Annotated in this window: 19 protein-coding genes and 2 pseudogenes; 9 read left to right on the top strand and 12 right to left on the bottom strand. The window is 65.5% G+C overall.

Annotation, left to right across the window (positions count from 1 at the left end):
- Positions 1–53: 53 nt before the first annotated feature.
- Entirely contained in the window at positions 54–1,100 is a 1,047-nt protein-coding gene (locus AX669_RS09195) for a hypothetical protein (protein WP_062257997.1), read from the top strand.
- Here the strand turns inward: AX669_RS09195 and AX669_RS09190 are convergent.
- Positions 1,055–2,005, bottom strand: coding sequence for a glycosyltransferase family 2 protein (locus AX669_RS09190; protein WP_062257995.1), 951 nt, complete (start codon positions 2,003–2,005; stop codon positions 1,055–1,057). The two genes, AX669_RS09195 and AX669_RS09190, sit on opposite strands and share 46 nt — an antisense overlap.
- 111 nt (positions 2,006–2,116) lie before the next feature.
- Between AX669_RS09190 and AX669_RS09185 the strand changes: the two genes are divergently transcribed.
- From AX669_RS09185 to AX669_RS09160, 7 genes and pseudogenes are all read left to right on the top strand, one after another.
- The gene (locus tag AX669_RS09185) at positions 2,117–2,809 is read left to right on the top strand and encodes a cytidylyltransferase domain-containing protein (protein WP_062257993.1); all 693 of its coding nucleotides are present in this window, start codon (positions 2,117–2,119) and stop codon (positions 2,807–2,809) included.
- 176 nt (positions 2,810–2,985) lie between these two features.
- On the top strand, positions 2,986–5,271 hold the full coding sequence (locus AX669_RS09180; RefSeq protein ID WP_062257991.1) for an N-acetylneuraminate synthase family protein: 2,286 nt from the start codon (positions 2,986–2,988) through the stop codon (positions 5,269–5,271).
- A pseudogene (locus tag AX669_RS14230) lies at positions 5,268–5,780 on the top strand (glycosyltransferase family 4 protein); the annotation flags it as partial. The gene AX669_RS09180 and the pseudogene AX669_RS14230, both read left to right, overlap by 4 nt.
- 45 nt (positions 5,781–5,825) lie before the next feature.
- Positions 5,826–7,295, top strand: a complete 1,470-nt coding sequence (locus AX669_RS13050; protein WP_231729524.1) for a glycosyltransferase — start codon at positions 5,826–5,828, stop codon at positions 7,293–7,295.
- Between the two features lie 332 nt (positions 7,296–7,627).
- Positions 7,628–8,326, top strand: a complete 699-nt coding sequence (locus tag AX669_RS09170; protein WP_160126225.1) for a glycosyltransferase — start codon at positions 7,628–7,630, stop codon at positions 8,324–8,326.
- Positions 8,323–9,252: a glycosyltransferase family 2 protein gene (locus tag AX669_RS09165; RefSeq protein ID WP_062257989.1), complete on the top strand. Its 930-nt coding sequence runs from the start codon at positions 8,323–8,325 to the stop codon at positions 9,250–9,252. The genes AX669_RS09170 and AX669_RS09165 overlap by 4 nt, the downstream gene beginning before the upstream one ends.
- Complete coding sequence (locus tag AX669_RS09160) at positions 9,245–10,453, top strand: glycosyltransferase (RefSeq protein ID WP_082740774.1); 1,209 nt, start codon at positions 9,245–9,247, stop codon at positions 10,451–10,453. The genes AX669_RS09165 and AX669_RS09160 overlap by 8 nt, the downstream gene beginning before the upstream one ends.
- On the opposite strand, the gene AX669_RS09155 is transcribed toward AX669_RS09160, so the two are convergent.
- From AX669_RS09155 to AX669_RS09105, 11 genes and pseudogenes are all read right to left on the bottom strand, one after another.
- Complete coding sequence (locus AX669_RS09155; protein ID WP_082740771.1) at positions 10,430–11,281, bottom strand: glycosyltransferase family A protein; 852 nt, start codon at positions 11,279–11,281, stop codon at positions 10,430–10,432. The genes AX669_RS09160 and AX669_RS09155 overlap by 24 nt on opposite strands.
- Positions 11,278–12,300, bottom strand: coding sequence for a glycosyltransferase (locus AX669_RS09150; protein ID WP_050786469.1), 1,023 nt, complete (start codon positions 12,298–12,300; stop codon positions 11,278–11,280). Before AX669_RS09150 ends, AX669_RS09155 begins: the two co-directional genes overlap by 4 nt.
- A 5-nt stretch (positions 12,301–12,305) precedes the next feature.
- Positions 12,306–14,171, bottom strand: a complete 1,866-nt coding sequence (locus AX669_RS09145; protein WP_062257985.1) for an ABC transporter ATP-binding protein — start codon at positions 14,169–14,171, stop codon at positions 12,306–12,308.
- Positions 14,168–15,358, bottom strand: a complete 1,191-nt coding sequence (locus AX669_RS09140; protein WP_006944481.1) for a glycosyltransferase — start codon at positions 15,356–15,358, stop codon at positions 14,168–14,170. Before AX669_RS09140 ends, AX669_RS09145 begins: the two co-directional genes overlap by 4 nt.
- Positions 15,355–16,371, bottom strand: a complete 1,017-nt coding sequence (locus AX669_RS09135) for a glycosyltransferase (protein WP_197418879.1) — start codon at positions 16,369–16,371, stop codon at positions 15,355–15,357. Before AX669_RS09135 ends, AX669_RS09140 begins: the two co-directional genes overlap by 4 nt.
- Positions 16,368–16,538 (bottom strand): annotated as a pseudogene (locus AX669_RS14060) (DapH/DapD/GlmU-related protein); the annotation flags it as partial. The gene AX669_RS09135 and the pseudogene AX669_RS14060, both read right to left, overlap by 4 nt.
- Before the next feature lie 374 nt (positions 16,539–16,912).
- On the bottom strand, positions 16,913–18,256 hold the full coding sequence (locus tag AX669_RS13685) for an O-antigen ligase family protein (protein WP_197418878.1): 1,344 nt from the start codon (positions 18,254–18,256) through the stop codon (positions 16,913–16,915).
- On the bottom strand, positions 18,243–18,554 hold the full coding sequence (locus tag AX669_RS14225) for a PqqD family protein (protein ID WP_062257979.1): 312 nt from the start codon (positions 18,552–18,554) through the stop codon (positions 18,243–18,245). The genes AX669_RS13685 and AX669_RS14225 overlap by 14 nt, the downstream gene beginning before the upstream one ends.
- Complete coding sequence (locus AX669_RS09115) at positions 18,551–19,438, bottom strand: nucleotidyltransferase family protein (RefSeq protein ID WP_051806060.1); 888 nt, start codon at positions 19,436–19,438, stop codon at positions 18,551–18,553. The genes AX669_RS14225 and AX669_RS09115 overlap by 4 nt, the downstream gene beginning before the upstream one ends.
- Before the next feature lie 77 nt (positions 19,439–19,515).
- Complete coding sequence (locus AX669_RS09110) at positions 19,516–20,571, bottom strand: NAD(P)-dependent oxidoreductase (RefSeq protein ID WP_062257977.1); 1,056 nt, start codon at positions 20,569–20,571, stop codon at positions 19,516–19,518.
- A 130-nt stretch (positions 20,572–20,701) separates the two neighbouring features.
- Entirely contained in the window at positions 20,702–21,922 is a 1,221-nt protein-coding gene (locus AX669_RS09105; protein WP_062257975.1) for an NADP-dependent isocitrate dehydrogenase, read from the bottom strand.
- A gap of 423 nt (positions 21,923–22,345) precedes the next feature.
- Between AX669_RS09105 and AX669_RS09100 the strand changes: the two genes are divergently transcribed.
- Entirely contained in the window at positions 22,346–23,761 is a 1,416-nt protein-coding gene (locus tag AX669_RS09100) for a polysaccharide biosynthesis tyrosine autokinase (RefSeq protein ID WP_062257972.1), read from the top strand.
- The last annotated feature ends 3 nt before the right edge of the window (positions 23,762–23,764 follow it).

Here is a 23,764-nt window from a genome sequence, read left to right as displayed (position 1 = left end):
TCTGGCGTACCTCACCCCCATGGCGTGCGTGGGCGATGCGAGAGGATGGCCACGTGAACGATTCGTCCGCACCTGACTCCCTGGCCGCCCTGATCGCGGAACGCGACGTGCTGGTCCTGTCGCCGCACATGGACGATGCCATGCTCAGCGCCTCGTCGGTGGTGCTCGATCACCCGTGCGAGGTGTGGACGGTCTTCACGGGTGCGCCGCGCCCGCCACAGACGACGTCGTGGGACCTGAGTTGTGGGTTCTCGGACTCGGACGCGACTGTGCGTGCGCGCCGGATCGAGGATGACACCGCCTTCGCCGGCGTCACTGCGAGCAACCGGCGGCTCGGGTACCTCGAAGGCGCCTACGCCTCCCGCGAACAGCGTCGCCTGGAGCTCGTCGACATCGAGGGGGCCCTGCAGGCGTGGATGGATCAGCATCCGCACGGCCTCGTCGTCGCGCCGGTGTGCGCCGGCCGCCACATGCCGCCCGCCCCATGGACGAGCACGCTCGAACGTGGTCGCCGCCTGCTGAACGGGCTCAAGGGAAAGAGGCCCCTTGCCACAGCGTCGCATGAGGGCGTCCACAAGAACCTGGGCGACTCGACCGGCGTCAATCCCCCGCGCCGCGACGCGCAACCCGCCGCCGTCGCGGGCGCCTCCCATGCGGTCGCCCGCCTGAGCGCCGGCGGGAGGCGGATCCTGCGCAGCGGTGTGCAACGCGTCCTGCACGCGGAGTATCTCCACCGGCGGGCGAAGGCGATGGATGGCGGGCTGGCCGCCAACCCCGACCATGTCGTCCTGCGTGATCTCGCGCTCGACGTCGCAGTCCGCCATCCCGGGGTACGCATCGCGTTCTACGAGGACTTCCCCTATCTCTGGCATGCCCGTGGTGATGACGAGATGGCGCGGCTGCGACACGGCCGCGGCCTCGAGGCGGACCGGGTGGTCATGCCCGTCGACGTGTTCCGCAAGCACCAGCGCCTGGCGTGCTATGTCTCTCAGCTCCCCGTCCTCGACACAGACGATCGCCTGCTGGACCCGAACGAGCTTCCGACCGAGGAGATCTACTGGCTCGTCGGCGCGTCCGACAGCCCGAGTCCTCGGTCCTGACCGACGGGACGGCCGACGATTCGGTACTCGACGAAACCGACGAACTGGCCGAGACGAAGCCCGGCGCGGCTCGCAAGCCCCCGGCGTCCGGACGCGGAGCGGTCGCGGATCGCGGTCGTGACGAGTGCTCCGGGCAACCGCAGGAGATCTCTCCACCACTCGGGGTCGTGCAGGTGAGGAGAGACCGACCACAGGTCGTGTCCTGCGCACAGCCGCATGTGCATCCGCCCCCCGTCGAAGGAGCGTCGGAAGGCCCCGGTGGCGTTGGCGCGGGGCCGCTCCGCCAAGGTCATGTCCGGCACCCGCAGGAGCGTGAAACCCTGGGCCAGAACACGCAGCCCGAGATCGTTGTCCTCCGCGCCCGGCACATACCCCTGGTCGAAGCCGCCGACCTCCATGAACGCCGCGCGTTCGACGGCGGAGGCTCCCCCCATGAAGACCGGGTAGGCGTCACGGACGACGTCCCGCGGTCCGGGCGTCGCGCTGAGGCGCGACAGCTCTTTCCACACGGCTGGGCGGCCCGAGGCGAATGATCTCCCGTTCACGGTGTGCACTCCCCCGGTGACGAAGGGCGCCGCCTCCAGCGCACTCGCGGCGGCCTGGACGAATCGGGGCCCCGCGCAGTCGTCCGCATCACAGAAGATGATGCGGTCGGCGGCCGAGCGACTCACTCCGACGTTGCGGGCGTAGGCCACACCCTGATGTTCGCTCGCGCGCACCACACGGATGTCGAGCACGTCCGACCAGCCGCTCACCACCGCATCGGGAGCTTCGGGCGAATTGTTGTCCACGACGAGCACCTCGAAGGCCGGCGCTCCTTCTTGATGGGCGAGGGCCTCGAGCTGAAGCCCCAGCGTGTCGTTCGCGTCGTAGCACGCGATCACCACACTGACCTGCGCCGTCATCAGACCCCACCCCACTCAGTACGCCCCGCCTCGGACGCCCTGCGGCGTCGGCCGTCGGTCCAGGATAGCCAGGCACGACGCGCGGGCTGTGCTCTCGCCTAGGCTGGGCTCATGGCGAACCCCACTCCGGCCATCATCCCCGCACGCGGCGGGTCGAAGGGCATCCCCCGCAAGAACCTGAAGCTGCTCGAGGGAAAACCTCTCATCGTGTGGTCGATCGAACAGGTGCTTGCGACCCGGGGGCTCACGCCGTATGTCTCGACCGAGGACGAGGAGATCGCCGATGTGGCCCGCGGCGCCGGCGCGCAGGTCATCGAACGCCCCGAGGCACTGGCGGGCGACGCGACGGCGTCGGAACCCGTCATCGAGCATGCCATCGAGGTGATCACCGCCGAAGCTGGTCGACCGGATCAGGTGATGTTCCTGCAGGCCACCTCACCCCTGCGCCTACCGGGCACGCTGGCACGCTGTCTCGACGAGTTCGCCGTGACGGGTGCTGACTCGATGGTCGGGGTCGTGCCCGCCGAGATCTTCATGTGGCGGCGCGTGCCGCACGTCGAGGCGTTGTACCCCGTCGACGCGCGACCACGCCGCCAGGACCTGAAGCCAGAGCAGCTGCGCTATCGCGAGACGGGTTCGCTCTACCTGACGCGCACGGAGATCTACGAGCGGCACCACAACCGCCTGGGCGGGACGATCGAACTGTTCGTCATGGATCCCCTCGAAGGCATCGACATCGACGCGGAGCACGACTTCACGCTCGCCGAGAGCCTCTGGCGACGGATGAGCTCGCGCGGTGCGTGAGAGCGCGCGAATCGTGACGATGACCCACGCGACGCCCGGCGAGCGAAGGCGGCGCCCTTATGATGGGAGACACCGGGCTGGCCGCCACGGCCCGCCCAGATGCGCGCGGGGGTACGCGCATCTTCGTGTCACGGCCCGCCACAGCGGCCGCGGTGCCGAACGAGCACAGGAGCTTCATGACGACGACCATCGCCCGGGAGATCGCTCCCTATGTGGTGTTCAGCGACGACACGATCCTCGCGGCGCTCAACAAGATCAGTGACAACAAGGCCGGCATCGTCTTCTGCGTCGACGCACACGGCATCCTGCAGGGCGCACTGTCCGACGGCGATTTCCGCCGGTGGGTGACGGCGCACCCGAGCGTCGACCTGAACGCCACCGTCATCGCTGCGGCTCACACGTCGCCGGTGAAGCTGGCGTACGGCACCGAGACGTCGACGATCTCCCAGGCGTTCCGCGACGGCGTGCGCGTCATCCCGCTCGTCGACGAGCGCGGGCACGTGCGTGCGGTCGCGCGCAACGCGCTCGGTAGCGAGATCCGCATCGGGCGGCACACGATCGGTGAGGGCAACCGCTGCCTCGTCATCGCCGAGATCGGCAACAACCATCAGGGCGACATGGAGCTCGCGAAGCGGCTCGTCGACCTCGCCAAGAAGTCCGGCGCGGACGCCGTCAAGTTCCAGCTGCGCGATCTGACGGGCCTGTACCGTCAGGGCGACTTCGCCTCCAGCGCGGGCGAGGATCTGGGCGCGCAGTACACGATGAACCTGCTCGCCAAGTACTCCTTCACGAACGAGCAGATGGTCGAGATCCTCGACTATTGCAAGAGCGTCGACATCGACGCGTTCTGCACGCCGTGGGACGAAACGTCGCTCAGGGTGCTCGCCGACTACGGCGTGCCAGCGCTCAAGATCGCGAGCGCCGACATGACGAACCACGACCTGCTGCGCGCCTGCGCGGCCGAGCACCTGCCCATGCTCGTCTCGACGGGCATGTCGACCGAGGACGAGATCGTCGCGAGCGTCGACGTCATGCGTCAGGCGGGTGGCGAGTTCGCGCTGCTGCAGGTGCAGTCGACGTATCCGGCGCCGTTCAAGGACATCAACCTCAAGTACATGGATCGGCTCGCCGAGCTCGGCGAGTGCCCGGTCGGCTACTCGGGTCACGAGCGCGGATATCACGTGCCGATCGCGGCGGTGGCTCGGGGCGCGCATGTCGTCGAGAAGCACTTCACCATCGACAAGAGCCTCGAGGGTAACGACCACCAGGTGTCGTTGCTGCCCGAGGAGTTCGCGGAGATGGTGACGAAGATCCGCGAGGTCGAGCTGGCGCTCGGCAACGGCGAGACGCGCGCGGTGTCGACGGGTGAGTTGATGAACCGCGCCAACCTCGCGAAGTCGCTCGTCGCGACGCGTGACATCGCCGCCGGCGAGAAGCTGACGCGCGCGGACGTGACGATCAAGTCGCCCGGCCGCGGGCTGCAGCCGAATCGGCTCGAGGCGCTCGTCGGGCGCACGATGCGTCGCCCGATCGAGTCGGGTGATTTCTTCTACGCCACCGACCTGACGGACGCCGTCGCGCACGGGCGCGCGTACGAGTTCGAGCGTCCCTGGGGGCTGCCGGTGCGCTACCACGACGCGCGCAAGCTGCTCGGCGTCGGCGAGACGCTGACGAACCCCGATTTCCTCGAGTTCCACCTGTCCTACAAGGACGTGGAGATGAGCCCCGAGCAGATCGCGGACGCGTTCGGCAACGCGAAGTTCGACGGCATGTTCCACACCGTCCACTGCCCCGACCTATATGCGGGCGACTTCATCATCAACCTCGCGAGCGACGACGAGGCGACGTGGGAGCGTTCGATCCATGAGGTGCAGAAGGTCGTCGAGATCACGCGCGACCTCGGTCGCTGGTTCGACGGCAACGGCGAACCCCCGATCGTCATCTGCACGATGGGCGGCTTCACGATGGACGCTTTCGACACGCCGGCGCAGCGCACCGTCAAGTACGAGCGCATCGCGAAGGCTCTCGGGCGCATCGACGACGCCGACGTGCGCCTTACCGCGCAGACGCTGCCGCCGTACCCGTGGCTCATGGGCGGCCAGCAGCACCACAACCTGTTCATGGACGTCGACGACACGGTGTGGTTCTGCGAGCAGTTCGGCCGCCGCCTGACGTTCGACCTGTCGCACTCGAAGCTCGCGGCGAACTTCACGAAGAAGCCGTTCAGCGAGTACGTCGAGAAGCTCGCGCCGCTCAGTGATCACCTGCACGTCGTCGACGCCGAGGGTGTCGACGGCGAGGGCCCGCAGATCGGCGACGGCGAGATCGACTGGCCCGCCACGGCAGCGCAGTTGGACCGTCTCGCCCCCGGCGTTCCGTTCATCCCGGAGATCTGGCAGGGCCATGTCAACAATGGCGAGGGCTTCTGGACCGCCCTGAATCGGTTGGAGGCCTGGCTGTGAACACCTCTGCCCCTGTCGCCCTGTGGGTCTCCCCCGTCTCCAACCTTGCAGGCGTGGCGCGACACATCCTGGATGTCGCGCGCCACGGTCTGCCCGGATGGCGACTCGTCGTCGCGGCGCCCGAAGGCCCGCTGCTGGATGAGCTCCGTGGCCTCGACGTCCCCATTCTCACCCTCGATGTCGACCAACCCGCCCATAGGGCTGTGGCGGATCTGCGCGGAATCATCAGGCGGATGGACCCGCACATCGTGCACTCGCACCTCGCGAAAGCGGACTTCCTCGCCACGATGGCGGCTGTCGGTCTTCCTGCCACCCTCGTCTCCACCGAACATCACATCCCCGAAGACCCGAGAGTCTTCCACTCGAGCAAGGCGAAGGCGTGGTCGCGGCAGTCCGCGCACCACGCCCGGACGCGTCGCGCCGCGCGGCTCATCGCCGTCAGTGAATCCACGAAGCGCGACATGGAGAGGTACTGGCGTCCGAGCGCGCCGATCACCGTCATCAAGAACGGTGTGGATCGGACGACGGCGCCTCCTCGCTCCCCCGGGTTGCGGTTGCTCTCCCTGGCCCGACTCGATGCCGAGAAGAACATCGATGCAACGCTGCGCATCTTCCGTCAGGTTCGCGCCCAGCAGCCGGGGGCCACACTGACGATCGCGGGCACGGGCCCTGAGGCCGATCGGCTACGCGCTGTGGCGCGTGAGCTCGGAGTCGACGACGCCGCCAATTTCGCTGGGTTCGTCGATGCTCGTGAGGCGCTCGGGTCGCACGACGTTCTCGTCCAGCCGTCGAGGGCCGATAATCTCTCGTACACCCTGCTTGACGCGGTGAACTCCGGTCTCGGTGTCGTGGCCAGCGACATCGGGGGCAATCCAGAGATCCTGCCACCTCGATGCCTCGCACCCTTGAGCGACGAGTCGGCCATGGCGGATGCTGTGATCGACCAGGGTCTCGACGTGTCGAAGCGCCCTCACCTACCCGATGACATCCCGACCGTGAGCGAGATGGTCGACGCCGTCCTCGACGTGTATGCAGAACTAGGACTTGCCCCCGCTGATCTCGGCCGTGAGCTGGCCACGCCGGTGCGCGCTGCCAAGCCGGCGGTGAGCGTCGTCACCGCGTACTACAAGAATCACGCCACGCTCGGCGAGCAGCTCGACGCCCTCGTCGCGCAGGTGGACGCGCCGCCCTTCGAGGTCGTCGTCGCCGACAACGAAGGCTCTGCGAAGCTGGCGCGGATCGTGGAACGCTACCGCGGCGCGCTCGACATCCGCGTGGTGTCGGCCAATGACGTTCAGGGCCAGTGCCACGCTCGGAACGTCGGAGTGACAGCGGCCCGCGCGGAAGTCATCGCGATGTCCGATGCGGACGACGTCGTGGGCGAGCGGTGGGTGGCGACGCTGCATCGGGTGGTGTCTCGGACCGATGTCCTCGCCACCGGCATGAGGCGTCTCGACGTCATCAATACGGAGTTCGTGTGCCGTGCCAAGGCGGTCGCTGGTGGGCTCGACCAGGTGCCACATCCGTACGAGCAGGGCCCGTTCTCCTATCTGGGCTACGAGGTGTTCGTCTTCGGCTCCAACATCGGAATCCGCCGGAGCACGTACCTCGAGCTTGGCGGCATGAACGAAGCCATGCTGGGCGGCAGTGAAGACGTCGACTTCTCCTGGCGGTTGTTGGAATCGGGCCGCACGATCGTCGTGGACCCCGACGCCACGGTTCATTACCGGCTCCGCGCCGGCACCTCCGACGCGATGACGCAGGGGTATCGCTACAGCCGCGCCCAAGTGGGTCTGTGGCGCCGCAGTCAGCTGCTGGGCCGCCCGGTGCGCGGTATGTCGTTCCTGTGGGCGGTCACGGAGACGGCGAAGCTGCCGCTGGCCTGGGCCAGGGCGCCTGGGCTCAGCGCGGAAGAGCGTTTTGCCCTCGCAGGCCGAACAGGCTGGATCACCGGCAATCTGGCCGGGCAGATCGCCGTGCGCGCTCCCTGGTATCGGCCGCCGGAGGAACCGTGCTCCATCTGAATCTCTGCGCCAACCAAGGTGCGGTCGGCGGCGGGGAGGTCATGCTCTTGGCGATCGCGCAGGCGGCCCGGAGCCTGGGTCATGAGGTCACAATCATCGCGCCGGAGCAGCCTTGTGAGGTCGCCCGTGAAGCCGCTGCTCTGGGGTTCAGCACCGTCGCCCTCCACGGGGACTCGACAGCCGGGTACATGCGCGGTCTCCGACGGTGGGATGCCCGTGAGCGCACGGGCATCCTGTGGTGCAACGGGCTGCGGCCCGCCGTGGCCACGGCCGGTCACAGACGCCGCATCGTTCATCTTCACCAGGAGCCCCACGGAGTCCAACGTGTCCTGATGACGATCGCACGAGTCGGCTCCATGGTGACCCTGGTCCCCTCCGAGTTCATGGGCCGCAGAATTCCCCGCACCCGGGTGTTGGAGAACTGGGTGGATGAGCCGCCCAGCACCAGGGACAGTTCGGTCCGCCGAGATCTGAAGTCCCCGGTCATTGGATACCTCGGGCGCCTCTCGAGCGACAAAGGCGTACCGATCCTTTGCAGGGCAGTCGCGACGCTTCGCGAGGGTCATCGCAACCCGACGCTCCTGCTCGCCGGCGAATCACGGTTCGTGAGCGAGGCCGACGCCACGCGCGTTGACGCGGCTATCGCTGCGCTGGGCGCGACTGCGGTCCGAAAGGGGTGGATGGAGCGCGCCGAGTTCTTCGAGTCTGTTGATCTCGCCGTCTTCCCCTCGGTGTGGGACGAGCCCTTCGGACTTGTCGTGGCCGAAGCCATGGCCGCGCGCTGCCCGTTCGTCGTGAGCGATGCCGGGGCGCTGCCGGAGGTTGCGGGACCGGGCTATCCGTTTGTCGCAGCACGCGACGATGCCGGCTCTCTCGCCGCCGTCATCGAAGACGCTCTGAGTGAACCCACTGAGGACGTCGTGGACCGCGCTCAACAGAGGTGGCACGTGAAGTATTCACCGGAAGGGGGCCGGGAGCGTCTGCACCAATTGCTGATTGACATCCTCAGGAAAGGCGACGGCAAATCATGAAAGCATCTGTCATCGTTCCGTCCCGCGGAGGAGCAGAGCGCCTACCTCGGCTCCTCGATGCACTGAGCCGACAGACTTACGAGTCGTGGGAGGCCGTCATCGTGCTCGATGGTGACATCGACGGCTCAGCATCGGTGGTCGAGCGCTACTCGCATCTCCCGGTGCAGGTCCTCGTCTTTCCAGAGAACAGGGGCCGTGTAGCAGCACTGAACGCGGGTTTTGCCGCCGCTGACGGCGACGTCCTGATCCGGGCGGATGATGATTTCGAACCCTCCCCAACCCATATCGCGGCTCATGTCGAACCTCATCGGCGGGGTGTGTGCGGGGTGATCGGCTTACCACTGAACATCGCACCGAACAATGCCTACATGCGCGCCTACGGTACTGTCGCTGACGAGCGGGGCCGACAGGATGCATACGGGACCGCACCAGAGGATCGTTGGCGGCTCTGGGGAGGAAATACATCCGTCCGGCGGGAGATCTTCGAAGAAGTGGGCGGATTCGATCCACGCTATGTGGGGTACGGCTGGGAGGACCTCGACCTCGGATATCGCCTCCGCCGCCACGGGATACCGCTGCTCCTCGTACCCGGAGCGGAAGTGCGACACCACATGGCTGCCGTGACGACGACGGCACGGGCGCGCCGAGCTTTTCGGTCGGGGCAGGGCCGCCGACGATTCGAACACATCCACGGTCGAGGCTCCTCATCCTCGCCCCACTCGTCCCCCGCGACCGTGTGGAACACGGCCGTGTCGGGCCTAGGACGCATGCTCACGTACGACCGCACCGAACATCTGGCCTCGACCATCGATCGAATGCTCCCCCTGCTGCCGCGACCGGCCGCTCACAAGGCGATCGCGCTCATCGTCGAGAGTGCGGCCCGGGCCGGGTTCGTCTCCGGGGAAGAGACGAGCCACCATGTCTGAATCGGTCTCACACATCCGTTTCGTCGTCCCGCGGTTTCCCGACACCAGTGGCGGAGCCACTGTCGTGGAGAACCTCATGACTGCATTCCGACAGCGCGGGATCACGGTCGACGTCGTATCGATCTACCCGGGTTCCAAGAACCAGGAGGGCGCATCGCCGGCGGGTGCAGACGACGTCGTCACCGTTCTGGAGCGTGAGGACTTGCATCGATACCCCGTCTCCATCTCATACGGCCCCTTGCGCGCTGCCCCTCTTGCCCTGTTCAAGCGATGGGACCGGTGGCGCCGACTCTCTGCTCTGCGACGCACCATGGCCACGTTGCCCGCCAACAGCGTCGTCATCTACACCCACGTCCTCGGCAAGATGATGGTCGACGAGTCCGGTTTTGAGCGATCCCCGACCGGCCCACTGTTCGTCGGGCAGCACCATTCGTCGTTCGCAAGTCTCGACGACGAGCCATGGCTCCGGGAGGCTCTTCCGAAACACTTCGCTGACTGTGATGCCTTCGTCGCGCTCTCCGATGAGGACGCAGCCTCCTTCGGCTCGCTGCTCGCCGTGCCGTGCGTCGCAATCCCTAACCCGGCACCAGAGGGCCGCACTCTCACCACGCAACTGGCGAAGAGAGCGGTAGCATTGGCACGCTTCTCGCACGAGAAGCAGATCCCTCTCATGGTGCGTCTCTTCGCCGCGGCGATCACCGTGCCTGAGGCAGATGGATGGTCGTTGGCCATCTACGGCGACGGGGTCGAGCGCCCCCAGGTCGCCGAGGCGGTCGAGCGCTCTGGCATGAGTACGCGGATCGAATTGGCCGGTGTCGTCGACGATTCAGCCACCGCACTGTCAGACGCGTCGTTGAATCTCCTGACATCAAGCCTTGAAGGCTTCCCCATGACGATCTTGGAGGCCGCCTGCTCAGCGGTCCCGTCGATTGCGTTCGACTGCTCCGCGGGTGTGCGGTCTCAGCTCGAGAACGAGGCCGGCTATCTCGTACATTCGCAGAATGAGGATGCCTACGTCGCGGCCTTGCGCGGCGCGATGCTGGATGACATCGAGCGGCGCCGCCGCGGGGAAAACGCGCGTGCGCGTGCTGAGCGCTATGCACCTTCACGCATCGTCGATGACTGGCTCGCTCTTACGGAGGGGAGCCGCCGGCCACACCGAGCCACGACCGTTGTATCAGCGCCACAGCTTCGCTCCTAGCCGACGAACGAGGTCGACCGAGCGAGCTTTCGCGTCCTCGAGACGGCCGTACCGACTGCGATAGTGGCGAAGCTGCCGCTGGATCTGCAAATGACGAGCCATGATGTCGACGGCGTGGTCGGCCCACACCTCCACGTTCCTTGTCACGAGTTCCAGTTGCCGGGCGTCGATGTCAGCCTGATCCATGGTCCGGGTGACCTGAGAAGCGTGCTGGCGATAGAAGTAGCGCGGCTTGGGTAGTTCGATGGCTGTGCCTCCACCTGCGAGGATCCGCACCCATAGGTCGTAGTCCTCGGCCCAGCGCACGGACTCGTCGAAACCACCGACCCGGCTCCAGTCCTCGCGTCTGATGACAGAAGACACTGGGATCTTGTTCTCGAAGAGCACGTCGACGACGCCGCGGGGCGCGCCACCGTAGCGAATGAGGCGGTCGCACACACCAAAACACTGAAGCGGGCTAGACACGATAAGCACCTCGGGCTGGTCCGCGAGTATCGCCACGGCCTCCTGCGCGTATCGAGGATCCATCTTGTCATCCGCGTCGAGAAAGAGGATGTACTCGTTCTGGGTCGATGCGACAGCGTGATTTCGCGCCGCCGAGACACCTCTGTTGCGGTCGAGCCGCAGAATCGTCACCCGTGGGTCACCTGCCGCAGCGACTTTATCAAGCACGATGCGAGTTTCTGCGCCGGTGGAGCCGTCGTCGCAGATGATGACCTCCACGTCGATCGTCTGCGCGAGAGCCGAAGCGAGCGCTTCCTTCAGGAGGTCGCCAGCTTCGTAACAGGGGATGATCACGGCTACAGATCCTGCCAGGTTCGAGTTCATCCCTGTCCCCCCGGGTCGTTCCTCCCGCAGCGAACACGCATTTGAAATTCTCGCAGGCCTCGAACGGCCGCCTCGCAAGCCGTGAGCCACGCTGGTTGTTGGCGTGCTCCACACCGTAGGAGGAGAAGTCGCAGGCGCAGTGCGCGCGACGGGGAGATAGCATGCGCCGTCTCCAGCGCTTCCTGCACCAGGGTAGGGTCGCCGCCGAACTTCCACAGCCGAATGGCGAGCGGGGTCATGGCCTCACGGATGTAGGCGTCCCCACCAGCTGAGACCCCTACTTGTTTGGCAAATATGCCCACTCTCGCTTGGAGGAAGCCGATATCGCCCTGCGTGAACCGTTCGTGGCCGAGGGAAGTCTGCAACTCGCGAAACTCGACAAGCGGCTGGTCGACGACCAGGAAGGAGCCCGTCGCGGCGAGACGTAGCCACAGATCGTGGTCCTCGAAGAACCATCGCTCGTCGTACCCCTGGACGGCGCGAACTGCCTCGGTCGATACCAGTACGGACGCTGCAGGCAACCAGCAATGACGCAGCAGACGCGTGTGGATGTTGCCTTCGAGTGCCTCAGGATCGGAGGGCCACTCGTGCAGTGTGCGGTAGTCCGGCTGCAGCAATTGGCCGTCAGCGTCGATCCGCCGTGCGTTCGAATAGACCGCAACGGCATGACCGCCATCCTTGGCCCAGCGGTCGATGAGCGCGTCCAACCGTTCAGGAAGCATTCGATCGTCTGCCGAGATATAGGTATAGAACGGGGTAGAAATCGTTGCTAAGGCTTCATTCAAACCACAGCACAACCCGGTGTTTTGAGAGTGTACGACAAGCTCGTAACCGGCCTCCGGATGTAGAGAAAGCCAAGATTCTATCCGCGAAACAGTACCATCTTCGGAGGCGTCGTCGATGATGAGAACACGCTCGGGTGTACGAGTCTGCGCGAGGATCGAGTCGAGCGACTCCGTCACATACCGCTCGTGGTTGTAACACACAACGACGACCGTGACTCCGAGGTTGCCATCCATTCGCTTCACCGCTCCTCGAGACGGCCGAGACGCACCAGGCGTGCGAACGCGGGACTCTGGTTTTGTAGTTCACCAAAGGTACCGGACCCTACGATACGGCCATCCTCCAAGTAGATCACACAATCGGCATGCTTGACGGTCGACAATCGATGGGCCACGAGAATCACCGTGATGCTTCCGTGTAGGTCACGGATGACCGTGCTGATCTTGTCCTCTGTCTCGTTGTCCAGAGCCGACGTGGCCTCGTCGAGAACGAGGACCTGCGGGCGCCGATACAGTGCCCGCGCGATACCGACGCGCTGCTTCTGCCCACCCGACAATTGGGTTCCATGGAACCCGACGATGGCGTCCATACCCCCGGGCAGGGAATCAAGAAGCTCGCCGAGTTGCGCCAGGCGAAGGGCCGCTTCAACAGCGGTTCGGTCGACAGACTGCTCATCGGCCCCGAACGCGACGTTCTCCCACAAGGTGGCGGCTAACAGGTAGACGTCCTGCGGAACGTAAGCGACCCTGTCGAGCCACTGCGCGTGATCGGCGACGATGTCGAGCCCATCGAACGACACACGCCCAGTATTAGGTTCTATCAGCCCGAGGACGATGTCGATGAGGGTTGTCTTTCCCGAGCCGGACAGTCCGCACACGGCAAGTGACGATCCCTCCGGAACGACGAATGACACGCCCCTCAAGACGTCGTCGACCCCATCCGGGTAACGGAACCGCACGTCATCGACGAAGAGATCGCCGGATCTCATCGCACTCACCGCGTAGTCCGGGTTCGAGGCCACCTGGGCATCGCGCCGCCCGGCTTGCGTGCCCCCCTTGCGGGGGGCTTCGCTCAGTCCCCGCAAAGCTGTCGTCGTGACATAGAGGCCCTCGATGCCGAATCGGATGTTCCCCAGCGTGGCGGTGAGCGCTGTCAGCGACGGCAACAACTTCACGGCGGCCGCGACGAAGAGGGTGATGGTGGGCATTGTGTTGTCCGCCCCGCCGCTCAGCGCGCTCGAACACAGCAGAACCGCGATCCCGAGAATCGTGACGAATTCGAGGACATACTTGGGAGCCTGGGCATAGAAGTTGGCGTCCCGAGACGCGGCGGCATTACGTGTGGCCGCATCACTGTACGTCACGAGAAAGTGCTGCTCAGCCTTGTGCATTCGCACTTCGCGGGCCCCATAGATCGCTTCGAGCAACGCATGGCTCATCTGCCCCGCGGCCTCTTGCGCAGCGATACCCGCCCTTCGATTCCTCGGCGCCAAGAATCGCTGGACCAGCGCGACCGCCACGAGGGAGTACACGATGACGCCCAGGGTGGTGCCAGGGGCCACGGCGAAGAGGAAACCGGCAATGAGACTGATTGACAGGAGCTGCCCGAACACCCCGAGCACGCCTCCCAGAACGTTGGCGTGGGCGGCCTGCACCGCGGCACCCACCGTACGGACGACCGCGCCGACATCCCGTCGTCGTTGCACGAGATAGCTGTCGCTCAAGTAGCTGTGCAGCAGCCTGGTCGCTGTCAGGACTTGGAGACGGGCCACCAAGTCGAAGGACCAGCGCGCGACCGCGAGGGCAAAGATGCTCTTTGTCAAGAAAGCCAGCACCATGGCGACGCAAAGCATCACGGCGAAAGGGCCACGCTCAGGCGTGCCCGCAAGGCGATGGATGACCCCGAGGTATCCGGCCTCGAGGCTCGCCCCGGAAAGCACCTGCATGACGGGCAGGACGACTGCCAAGCCGGCGAGATCGAGCAATGAGACCACGAACTGCAGTGCAGCGTACAAGCCGAGCTGTGCGCGGGTGCCGCGTGGAAAGCTGGAGACTAGGTAGCGCAACTCGCGCACCCAGGAGGTCTCCGGTTCAACAGAAGTAGTCATGAACGAGGACTCCCGGTTTCGATGAGGGTCAGGAGGCGTGTCGCGAACGCGGCCTCGGAGAATTCTGCTGCTCGCCGCTGCGCGGCTCGACGCAAGCTGGCCATGTCTGTCGGATCGGCGCGGGCAATATTGCGTGTAGCCAGCCGCAACTCCTCCAAGCTCGTCCATCGCACGGTTCCTGGCACGTCTGCGACGACTTCTGCCGGGCCCGCGGTGTCGTACACCATGGCGATAGCTCCCGCGGACATGGCTTCCACGGTCGTGATGCCGAAGTGCTCCTGTGACTGCGGTGCCATGAGGTGTGACTCTCCGAAACCCTGTGCGTGCCAGTACACCGACGACTCGCGATAAAGCGTGTGCAGTTCTTCAAGAGAGGCATTGGGATGAAACGCGACGGGCAGGCCAACGGACATCTCACGCAGCCTGGCCAGCTCTGCCTCTGAACCAACACTCCCAGCCAGATGCAATTGCCAGCCTTCTGCGTGCAGGTCCGCCATTGCGCGGAAGGCCACGATGAGGGCTTCCTGGTTCTTGTACGGGTGACCCGGCTGCCGGTCCTGAAATCTTCCGACTGCGAGGATCGAAGGCTGCCGCCAAACCCGTCCTGCCCCGACGCCGCAACAGGGCGGGTAGAGGACGTAGGGGTCGACACCCCAACGCTGTCGCGCGTGAGAGGCGGTGAACCGTGAGTTGGCAAGGAATGACGTGTAGGTGGCTCGAAAGTCGCTCCCCCGATTCTGCAGGCGGCGCGCGTACTGCGTCCAGGAGACGTAACGTGCACGAAGACCCGTGAGCCCGGGCGTCGTCAACTGGTGCGGGAAGTGGATGTAATACAGACTGCGCTCGGCGAGTCCCGGCAGAGTCGCGCCGTACATGCACGTGAGAAAGACGTCCGGCTGCATCGAGCGCACGATGCGGGCCCAGACTAACTCTTCGATCACCGTTCGCAGCGCCTCGAAGCGTCCCATCCTCCCGACGCTGGGAAGTTCCTCGTACGCAACGCCGTCGAGGTCGATCCCGAAGTAATCGGCGTAAGCCCCGAGGTCATCAACCTGGCCGGGAGCCACGATCACCGTGTCGTAACCGGCTGCCTTGAGCGTTTCAGCTGCGACGAGCGCTACGCGCTCGGCGCCGCCGCGCGCGGCAAGCATCGGGGCGAGGACGACCGCTCGGCCCCTGTCACTCACGACCACGCCTCCAATAGAGCGTCCGCGCGGTGCGTGAAGGTGTGTTGGGCGAGAGTACGTCGACGTGCCCTCTCGCGCAGCATCATGAAGTCCTGCGGACGCGCCACCGCGTGTCGGCACAGGTCCACGAGCTCCTCGTGGCCGTCGTACACGAGGATCTCTTCGCCTGGATCGTAGAAATCCGCCACGTCGGCACGATCAATGATCTGCACCGCACCCACCCCGGCGGCCTCGAACGTTCTCATCGTGAAGCCGTCCTGATCCCCGTGGATGTTCAAGGTGGCCCTGCCGTTCCGCATGATGGCGTGCGCGGATGGGCCGGCCACGTCGCGTCTGGCCGGGATGCCGAGTGAGCGCACACGCCACGTGCGCGCGCGGTCGAACACGTGATCCGACCAGCCCCGCCCCCATGCCTGAACGGGGACACCCGCAGAGACAAGCGCCGCGAGCGCAGACTCTCTCTTGGGCAAGGGCGCACCGACGAAACTCACGAGCCCGGCGCCCGCAGTTGTGTTGTCGATGACGCTCGATGCATCGAAACCCAAAGGCACCTGCGCGATACGATGACCAGCCGCCCGGAGCGTTGCAGCGTCCTGGGCGCTGTACGTCGCCAACTGGGCATACCGCCCGACGAGGTCCGCGTCAAAATTGGTACGGCGGATCTCGTCATACATCCACACTCCGACGAGCCGGTCGTTCTCGGCGGCGAGGGCCCAGAACTCTTCTGTCAGAACATCCCCGCGAATGACGAGGACGAAGTCTGGAGACACTTCGCGAACCCGGGCCATGGCGCGGCGCGAGACCGTGGCGCCGGACAGATGCCCTCCGTCACCTCGAAGTTTGCCGGCTAGTTCGTGTGCGGTCTTGTTCCAGAGCTTCTCAGCGGGCGACGCGGCGACGTCGTAGCAATGGGTGAGCACCTCGTACCCCAACTCACCGAACGCCCGCCCGATGGCTGCGTAATAGCCGTGGAATGAAGGAGAGATGATGAGCAGTGACCGCGAGCGCGTCACGCTTCACCTCCCATCACGCGCGCAGGAACGCCGCCCACGACGGCGCCCGGCGCCACATCCTTGACGACGACGGCGCCGGCTGCAACAGTCGCCCCTCTGCCGATGGCTACTCCTCCGAGCACCACGGCGTTCTGGCCGATGAAGACGTCGTCCTCGATGAGGACGGGCCCGGTGCCGCGGACCTCATGCCGTGAGCCTCCTCGGGCATGGTCGGTCGACGTCACCATGACGTTGTCCGCGAAGACACAACCGCGACCGATGCTCACCGGGTCGATCGAGTGCAGGTGTACGCGATGGCCGATGTAGGTGTCCGCACCGATGGCAAGGTGCCCCGCGGGGCCTTCCGCCGCCAGCCAAGCGCCGTCTCGAATGATGACCCGATCCGCGACGCTGATCCTGTCGGTCCCCTGGATCATGAGAGGCGAAACCAGCACGCTGCCCGACCCGAAGTGCGCGAAGGCCCGTCGATACAAAGGGATCAGGAGTTGGGCCCGCCGATAGCGAACACCTGGGGTCTTCTCGATCAATGTTCGTGTCATCTTCACGCCTGGACCTCCGATCGCGAGGCGCCGACTGGAGCGCCGCGATGCAGCGGCGCCGCGCTGGATGCGCGTGGCGGGGCCATCTCGGCGGCCCGCCACGCAAGATTCGACGCGGCGGCGGGTTTGCCGAGACGGTAAGCGATGCAGATTCCGAGCACGATGAAGGCACCCACCGTCATGAACACCTCTCCCAGTTTCCACGCGCAGACGAGCACGACGATGACCGTCGCCTCTGCTGTGAGCATCTCCCATGAGACATGCAGTCGTCGATCGAGCAATCCCAGGCCGAGGAGGACGAAGGCCAGAACGGTTGACCAGAGAAAAACATGACCGCCCTCGACGAAAGCCTGCAGATACGAATCATGGAACCATTGCCGTCGATCACCGATCACCACGAACCCCTGATTGAGACCGAGGCCCGTCCACGGCGTCAGGGATGCTTTGATTTCCATCGCCTGATCGATCTGCGCCCTGTACCAATCGGTGCCTGTTCGGTCACCGAACGCGGAACTGGAGGCATAGTTGTTGATCGAGAAGACGAGAACCGCATACCCGATCGCCGCGAGGGCGATTCGATAGGCCACACCGATCCGGTTGCGGAGCAGGACCCACAGGGCGGCCAGCACGATACCTCCGAGCGCGGTTCGCGATCCGGTGAGAAAGACGAACCACGTCGAGAGGAGGAACCACGGTATGCGCCAACGCGGGGACAGAACCGCAAGCCCGAGGATCCCCCATATCGCGTAGTACATCCCTGCAACGTTCTTGTCCCCATAGAAACCGGTCAGATATGGCGGGTAATTATTCTCCGTCAGCCCGGCATAGAACAGGAGGACGTTGGCACATGCGCTCATGCATGCTCCGATGACGAACGACCGAATGTCGATCCGCCCGGTCGCGATGACAACGCACACGGCGAAGAGAATGAAGAACTTCAGGAGGCGCTGCTGCCACGGCATGCCGTGGAAGACGGAAACCAGGACGAGGAAGGCCATGAGTGCCAGGAAGGCGATGACCAGGAGACCACCGCCCGGTACGGTCAGCTTCGCTCGCCGGCAGGCACTGACGGCCACCATCACGACACCCGTTGCAAGACCGCCCACAAGACCCCCAGGCAGGGCGGTGGTGACGAACATCAGCGAGAAACCCATGACGAGGTCCAGGAGAACCACCGGCCCCCAGAAGCCGGCGACGGCCTGCCCGACCTTTTCCACGCGCGTCGAGGCGTGCGGTCCTTCCGTTGCGGCCTTGACGTTACGGGATTCAGGCACAGACGCACTTCGGCGGGTCTCAGCGCCGAGCAGGTGCTGCCACTCGGGAGCCATCCCCTCAGTTCGATTCATGGCCCGACCTCTCCTCCAGCAGGCCGTGATCGACCAAGGACATCACGAAGTTCTGCACGGGCTGCGCGATCTCGTAGGACGGCCATCCGTGCTCAGCAGCCAAGAGCGCCACGAGCCCCTCCGTGTCGGAGACCCGCGGGGACGCCCGCCAGACCAGCAACCCTACCTGCGGCAACCGCACGATGACTCCTCGAGACGCCCTGAGCACCCACACCGCAGATCGATCATCGGGGTCCGTCTCCACAGCGATGTCCTCAGGGATGGCCCATCGGCCCTGGGTTTCTTCACGGCGAGTCATCGCTCGGCCCTCGTACGCAGCCGCGTTTCAAGCCGGTGAAGCACATCACCGAGGGCCGTGACGAATCGCTGCCGGAAAGCGTGCACATATTCACGGCGCGTGGGAGGGTGGCCCAGCTCGTCGCTCAAGAGGCCCTTGTTGACCATGAAGAATGCACGGAAGACCCGCCCCTTCGCCAGTGGCCCGCGTGCCGCCCGGAAACGCCCGCCCCACTCGTCCAGACGTGATCCTTGCCCGCTGGAGAAGTACTTCCACAACGCGTAGGCAGGCAGCCCACGGAATTCCTCGAGACCACCGACGGCGGCAGCCAGCGCCAGCCGAGCCTCCATCTCGTCGGCGCGCCGTACCACTGCGGCGCGGCTCCCCTCCTCAGCCCCGCCCCAGGCAGCCTCGAGGTCCTCGATCCGGTGGCCGCCGCTACGCGCGAAGTGAAGAAGCAGCACCAGTCGCTGATCGTTCAGCGACGGCACATCACAGGCCACCCCGGCGAGGGTCCGGGTTGTGCGCTGTCCCCACATGGCTTCGAAGGCCGTCGCGGGCTCGACATCGAACCCGGGCCACCAGCGATGTACATCCAGAAGGCCGAGCTCGTGGCGGAGGTTCATCGCGTGACCGAAAGCGGAGCCTTCGTCGAAACCTGTGATCTCGCGCCAACCTCGCGCCCGGAGCGCCTCGACGAAGGCAAGCACGTGCTGGGGGCGAACGAGGACGTCCACGTCAACGCTGTGCCGCGCCGCCCGCTGCAGGCGGAGATCCACTGCTGGGCCTTTGACGTGGAGAAGGTCGCAACCGACCTCGTCAGCGATGAGCTGTACATAAGCATGCAGCAGCCGGACACGGACTGTCTGAGGGACCTCGACGCAGTTTGCCGTCATCGTGTCCATTCGTCATCCCCTATCCTGGCCTTGCACGTTTCACCACACAGGCGCGTAGCGCCATCTCGCCCTGCCTCACGGCGAACTCAGCTCGTCAGCCCCCGCTGCCGCAATTCGCGCAGGGCGACGTCCCATGCCTCCGAATCGGCGCCCGGCATGTCCCACGATCGACCGATGAAGTCGGCCACGGCCTGCTCACTGCTCATCAGAGGCAACGGCGCGCCTGCGCACCGGAGACCCTCCAGAGAGGCGACGGCGTGCTCGATGTCCCCGGCCCGGCCGACATCCACATACTCCACCGGCGCACTCGCGACCGGGGCCGCAGCAGCAGCGAACCGAGCCAGGTCAGTCAACGACGTACGCTCACCGGTGCCACAGTTGAGGACCCGCAGGCTCCCGAGTCGACCCGGGTGATCGATGCACCAGGTGATCAGACGCGCAACATCGTCGACGTGCACGAAATCCCTCGTCGCAGAGCCATCGCCATAGACCGACAACGGTCGACCCTCGCGGAGGCGCGCGAGGAACGCCGCCAGAACCCCCGTGTAGGGATTGTGGAGTGCCTGTCCGAAGCCCACCACGTTCTGCGGTCGTAGAACAGTGACCGGAATCGCGGCGGCGTACTCCGCGAGGATGGCCTCCGCCTCGGACTTGGTTTCTCCGTAGACGGAGACAGGGCGATGCGGGTCCTCCTCCCGGGACGGCGCGGCCTCGGCCTGGGGACAGCAACGTCCACCGAACCGAGTGCCGTGGCGCCGACACTCGTACCGTCCCTCGCCGTAGACAGCTCGGGACGACAGTGCGACCAGAGCGGCACCCCAAGAAGCCGCCGCAGCAGCCGCGAGCCGCGTCCCCTCCACGTTGACAGCCCTGTAGCGCTCGGCCTCGTACATGGATTGTGCCGTACCGGTTTCAGCAGCCAGATGAACGACGACATCGAACCCCGGCAATGCGTCCCACGTGCTTGCCTGACTGACGTCTGCGATGACGACTTGCCCCGGAAAGCGCTGCACGGCAGCTTCTGCATGCTGGTGCACCTGGGCATTCAAACTGTCGACGGCGACCAGTTCATGCTCCGAGGCCAGCATGACGGCGACATGTTGACCGATGAATCCGGCCCCGCCGGTGATGAGTATGCGCATGGCGCCCTTCGTTGTGACCCGTTGCTTCGTGCCACTCTAACGCCCCGGCATGACGGGCGTCAGAACAAGACGCCCCCGTCACATGTCCTTGAACACGCGACGGAGGGCGTCACCGGTGAGACCGCCGTGATCAGGCAGCCATGGCCTTGCTGAGGTTCTCGTCGATGGCGGCGAGGAAGTCCTGCGTGTTGAGGTACGGCTGGTCCTTGCTGATGAGCAGCGCGAGGTCCTTCGTCATCTTGCCCTCCTCGACCGTCTCGATGCAGACGCGCTCGAGGGTCTCGGCGAACTTCGTCACCTCGGGCGTGCCGTCGAGCTCACCGCGCTTGGCGATGCCGCGCGTCCAGGCGAAGATCGACGCGATCGGGTTGGTCGACGTCTCCTTGCCCTGCTGGTGCTGACGGTAGTGACGCGTGACTGTGCCGTGCGCAGCCTCGGCCTCGACCGTCTTGCCGTCGGGCGTCATGAGGACCGACGTCATGAGGCCGAGCGAACCGAAGCCCTGCGCGACGATGTCCGACTGCACGTCGCCGTCGTAGTTCTTGCAGGCCCAGACGTAGCCGCCCTCCCACTTGAGCGCCGCAGCGACCATGTCGTCGATGAGGCGGTGCTCGTAGGTGAGGCCGCGCTTGTCGAACTCGTCCTTGAACTCGCGGTCGAAGACGTCCTGGAAGATGTCCTTGAACGCACCGTCGTACGCCTTGAGGATGGTGTTCTTCGTGGACAGATAGACCGGAACGTTCCGCTCGAGGCCGTAGTTGAACGACGCGCGGGCGAAGTCCTCGATCGACTTGTTGTAGTTGTACATGCCCATCGCGACGCCGCCGTCCTCGGGGAACTCGGCGACCTCGTAGACGACCTTCTCGCCGCCGTCGGCAGGCGTGTAGGAGATCTCGACCTTGCCGGCGCCGGGAACCTTGAAGTTCTGCGACTTGTACTGGTCGGCGTGAGCGTGGCGACCGATGATGATCGGCTTCGTCCAGCCCGGCACGAGGCGCGGCACGTTGCTCATGATGATCGGCTCACGGAAGATGACGCCGCCGAGGATGTTGCGAATCGTGCCGTTCGGGCTCTTCCACATCTCCTTGAGGCCGAACTCCTCGACGCGGGCCTCGTCCGGCGTGATGGTGGCGCACTTGACGCCGACGCCGTACTCCTTGATCGCGTTCGCCGCGTCGACGGTGACCTGGTCGTCCGTCGCGTCACGGTTCTCGATGCCGAGGTCGTAGTACTTGAGGTCGACGTCGAGGTACGGGTGGATCAGGCGGTCCTTGATGAACTGCCAGATGATGCGCGTCATCTCGTCACCGTCGAGCTCGACGATGGGGTTCTTGACCTTGATCTTCTCCATGGCCTGTGCTGGCTCCTTCGATCAGTTGGTGCGACGAATGTTCGCTGGCCTCAGGCTATCGCCATCCCACCGGCTCCCCGCAACGTCATCCTGGCGCGCGCAGCGCCTCCCACCTGCCGGGAGGCGACGCACAACAGCGACATGATGTGACCTTCATCACCATACCTGCGGGTAGCCCATCTCACTCACACCCATACCCGCTCGCCCGACATGGCCAGATGCTTGGCAGACGCTGCGAAAACCCTTGGAACCCCATGCAACTCGCGACGAGGCACACTCAAGGGTGAGGTCGACTTAGTGTCATGACCACGTCAATGAATCAGGTCAGTTGTCCTAGATACAGACTTTGGTGTGGGTCACAGCCAGTCCGTAAGGTCTCCATGACACTCGCGCGCAGTGCGCGAACACAACAGGAGGCACTGGGTGGATCTTCAGTCGTACATGCGCGCCATCGTGAAGCGCTGGCGCATCATTGCCGGCTGCGTGCTCATCGCACTCTCCCTCGCCGTGCTCCTCACTCTCTTCACGCACAAGACGTACAGCTCGTCGGTGCGCTTCTTCGTCTCGACCGCGGATGCGTCGAACAACTCGCAGCTGGCTCAGGGCAACACGTTCACGCAAGATCGCGTCAAGAGCTACACCCAGCTCATGAAGACGCCGAAGGTGCTCCAGCCCGTCGCAGACGAGGTTAAAATGCCCGGCGGCGCGGCGGCGATCGAACCCAAGGTGACGGCCAAGGCGGCGCCGGACACCGTCATCATCGACACGAGCGTCGTCGACACGAGCCCGAAGCGCGCGCACGCCATCGCGCGGTCGCTCGGCGAGCAGTTCCCCAAGGCCGTCGACGAGCTCGAGAGCGTCTCGAAGGACAAGCCGAGCCCCGTCAAGGTGACGCTCGTGCAGCAGGCGACCACGAGCACGAAGGTGGGCCCGAGCTGGCCGACGAACCTCGTCCTCGCGGGCCTGCTCGGCCTGCTCGCCGGCACCGCGCTCGCGCTGTTGCGTGAGCGTCTCGACACGAAGCTGCGAACGAAGGACGACGTCCTCGAGGCCGCTGACGACGTCACCGTCCTCGGCGCCGTGCCGTTCGACAAGGACGCGAGCGCTCACCCGCTCATCGTCGCCGACGACCCGCACTCGACGCGTGCGGAGGCGTTCCGCTCGCTGCGCACCAACCTGCAGTTCATCGACGCGACGGAGCACCCGCGCGTCATCACCGTCACCTCGTCGCTGCCCGGTGAGGGCAAGACGACGACGACGGCGAACCTCGCGCTCGCGCTCGCCGAGTCGGGTGCCAGCGTCTGCCTCATCGAGGGTGACCTGCGTCGTCCGCGTCTGCTCAGCTACATGGGTCTCGAGGGTGGCGTCGGCCTCACCGACGTTCTCATCGGCCGTGTCGCCGTGCGTGACGTCGTGCAGCGCTTCGGCGAGCGCCGTCTCATGGTGCTCGGCTCCGGTGCGACACCGCCGAACCCGAGCGAGCTGCTCGGCAGTGAGCCGATGCGCGCAATGCTCGAGGATCTGCGCGGCCGTTTCGACTACGTCATCATCGACGCGCCCCCGCTGCTGCCCGTCACCGATGCCGCCGTCCTCTCGCGCGTCACGGACGGCACGCTGGTCATCGCGGGCGCCGGGATCGTCAAGCGCGACCAATTCCTCGACGCGCTCGACCACCTCGATGCCGTCGACGCGAAGGTGCTCGGTGTCGTGCTCAACCGTGTCGAGCGGGGCCCGCGCGGCAACTACTACGACTACCGCTACGACTACTCCCCCTCCACCGCCGCCGACGACGACAAGGGCCGCACCTTGATGAGCCGTCGCTCGCGAAAGGGCAACTGAGGC

This window comes from Dermacoccus sp. CCH2-D9, from assembly GCF_001556795.1.
Classification (GTDB): Bacteria; Actinomycetota; Actinomycetes; order Actinomycetales; family Dermatophilaceae; genus Dermacoccus; species Dermacoccus nishinomiyaensis.
The sequence above is the reverse complement of the archived record's forward strand: the minus strand, read 5'-3'. Positions and strand labels throughout refer to the sequence as shown.

Coding starts and splice junctions, on each gene's coding strand:
- AX669_RS09190 (WP_062257995.1), bottom strand. CDS start 2,005: ATGACGGCGCAGGTCAGTGTGGTGATCGCGTGCTACGACGCGAACGAC.
- AX669_RS09185 (WP_062257993.1), top strand. CDS start 2,117: ATGGCGAACCCCACTCCGGCCATCATCCCCGCACGCGGCGGGTCGAAG.
- AX669_RS09180 (WP_062257991.1), top strand. CDS start 2,986: ATGACGACGACCATCGCCCGGGAGATCGCTCCCTATGTGGTGTTCAGC.
- AX669_RS09170 (WP_160126225.1), top strand. CDS start 7,628: ATGACGATCGCACGAGTCGGCTCCATGGTGACCCTGGTCCCCTCCGAG.
- AX669_RS09165 (WP_062257989.1), top strand. CDS start 8,323: ATGAAAGCATCTGTCATCGTTCCGTCCCGCGGAGGAGCAGAGCGCCTA.
- AX669_RS09160 (WP_082740774.1), top strand. CDS start 9,245: ATGTCTGAATCGGTCTCACACATCCGTTTCGTCGTCCCGCGGTTTCCC.
- AX669_RS09155 (WP_082740771.1), bottom strand. CDS start 11,281: ATGAACTCGAACCTGGCAGGATCTGTAGCCGTGATCATCCCCTGTTAC.
- AX669_RS09150 (WP_050786469.1), bottom strand. CDS start 12,300: ATGGATGGCAACCTCGGAGTCACGGTCGTCGTTGTGTGTTACAACCAC.
- AX669_RS09145 (WP_062257985.1), bottom strand. CDS start 14,171: ATGACTACTTCTGTTGAACCGGAGACCTCCTGGGTGCGCGAGTTGCGC.
- AX669_RS13685 (WP_197418878.1), bottom strand. CDS start 18,256: ATGAATCGAACTGAGGGGATGGCTCCCGAGTGGCAGCACCTGCTCGGC.
- AX669_RS14225 (WP_062257979.1), bottom strand. CDS start 18,554: ATGACTCGCCGTGAAGAAACCCAGGGCCGATGGGCCATCCCTGAGGAC.
- AX669_RS09115 (WP_051806060.1), bottom strand. CDS start 19,438: ATGGACACGATGACGGCAAACTGCGTCGAGGTCCCTCAGACAGTCCGT.
- AX669_RS09110 (WP_062257977.1), bottom strand. CDS start 20,571: ATGCGCATACTCATCACCGGCGGGGCCGGATTCATCGGTCAACATGTC.
- AX669_RS09105 (WP_062257975.1), bottom strand. CDS start 21,922: ATGGAGAAGATCAAGGTCAAGAACCCCATCGTCGAGCTCGACGGTGAC.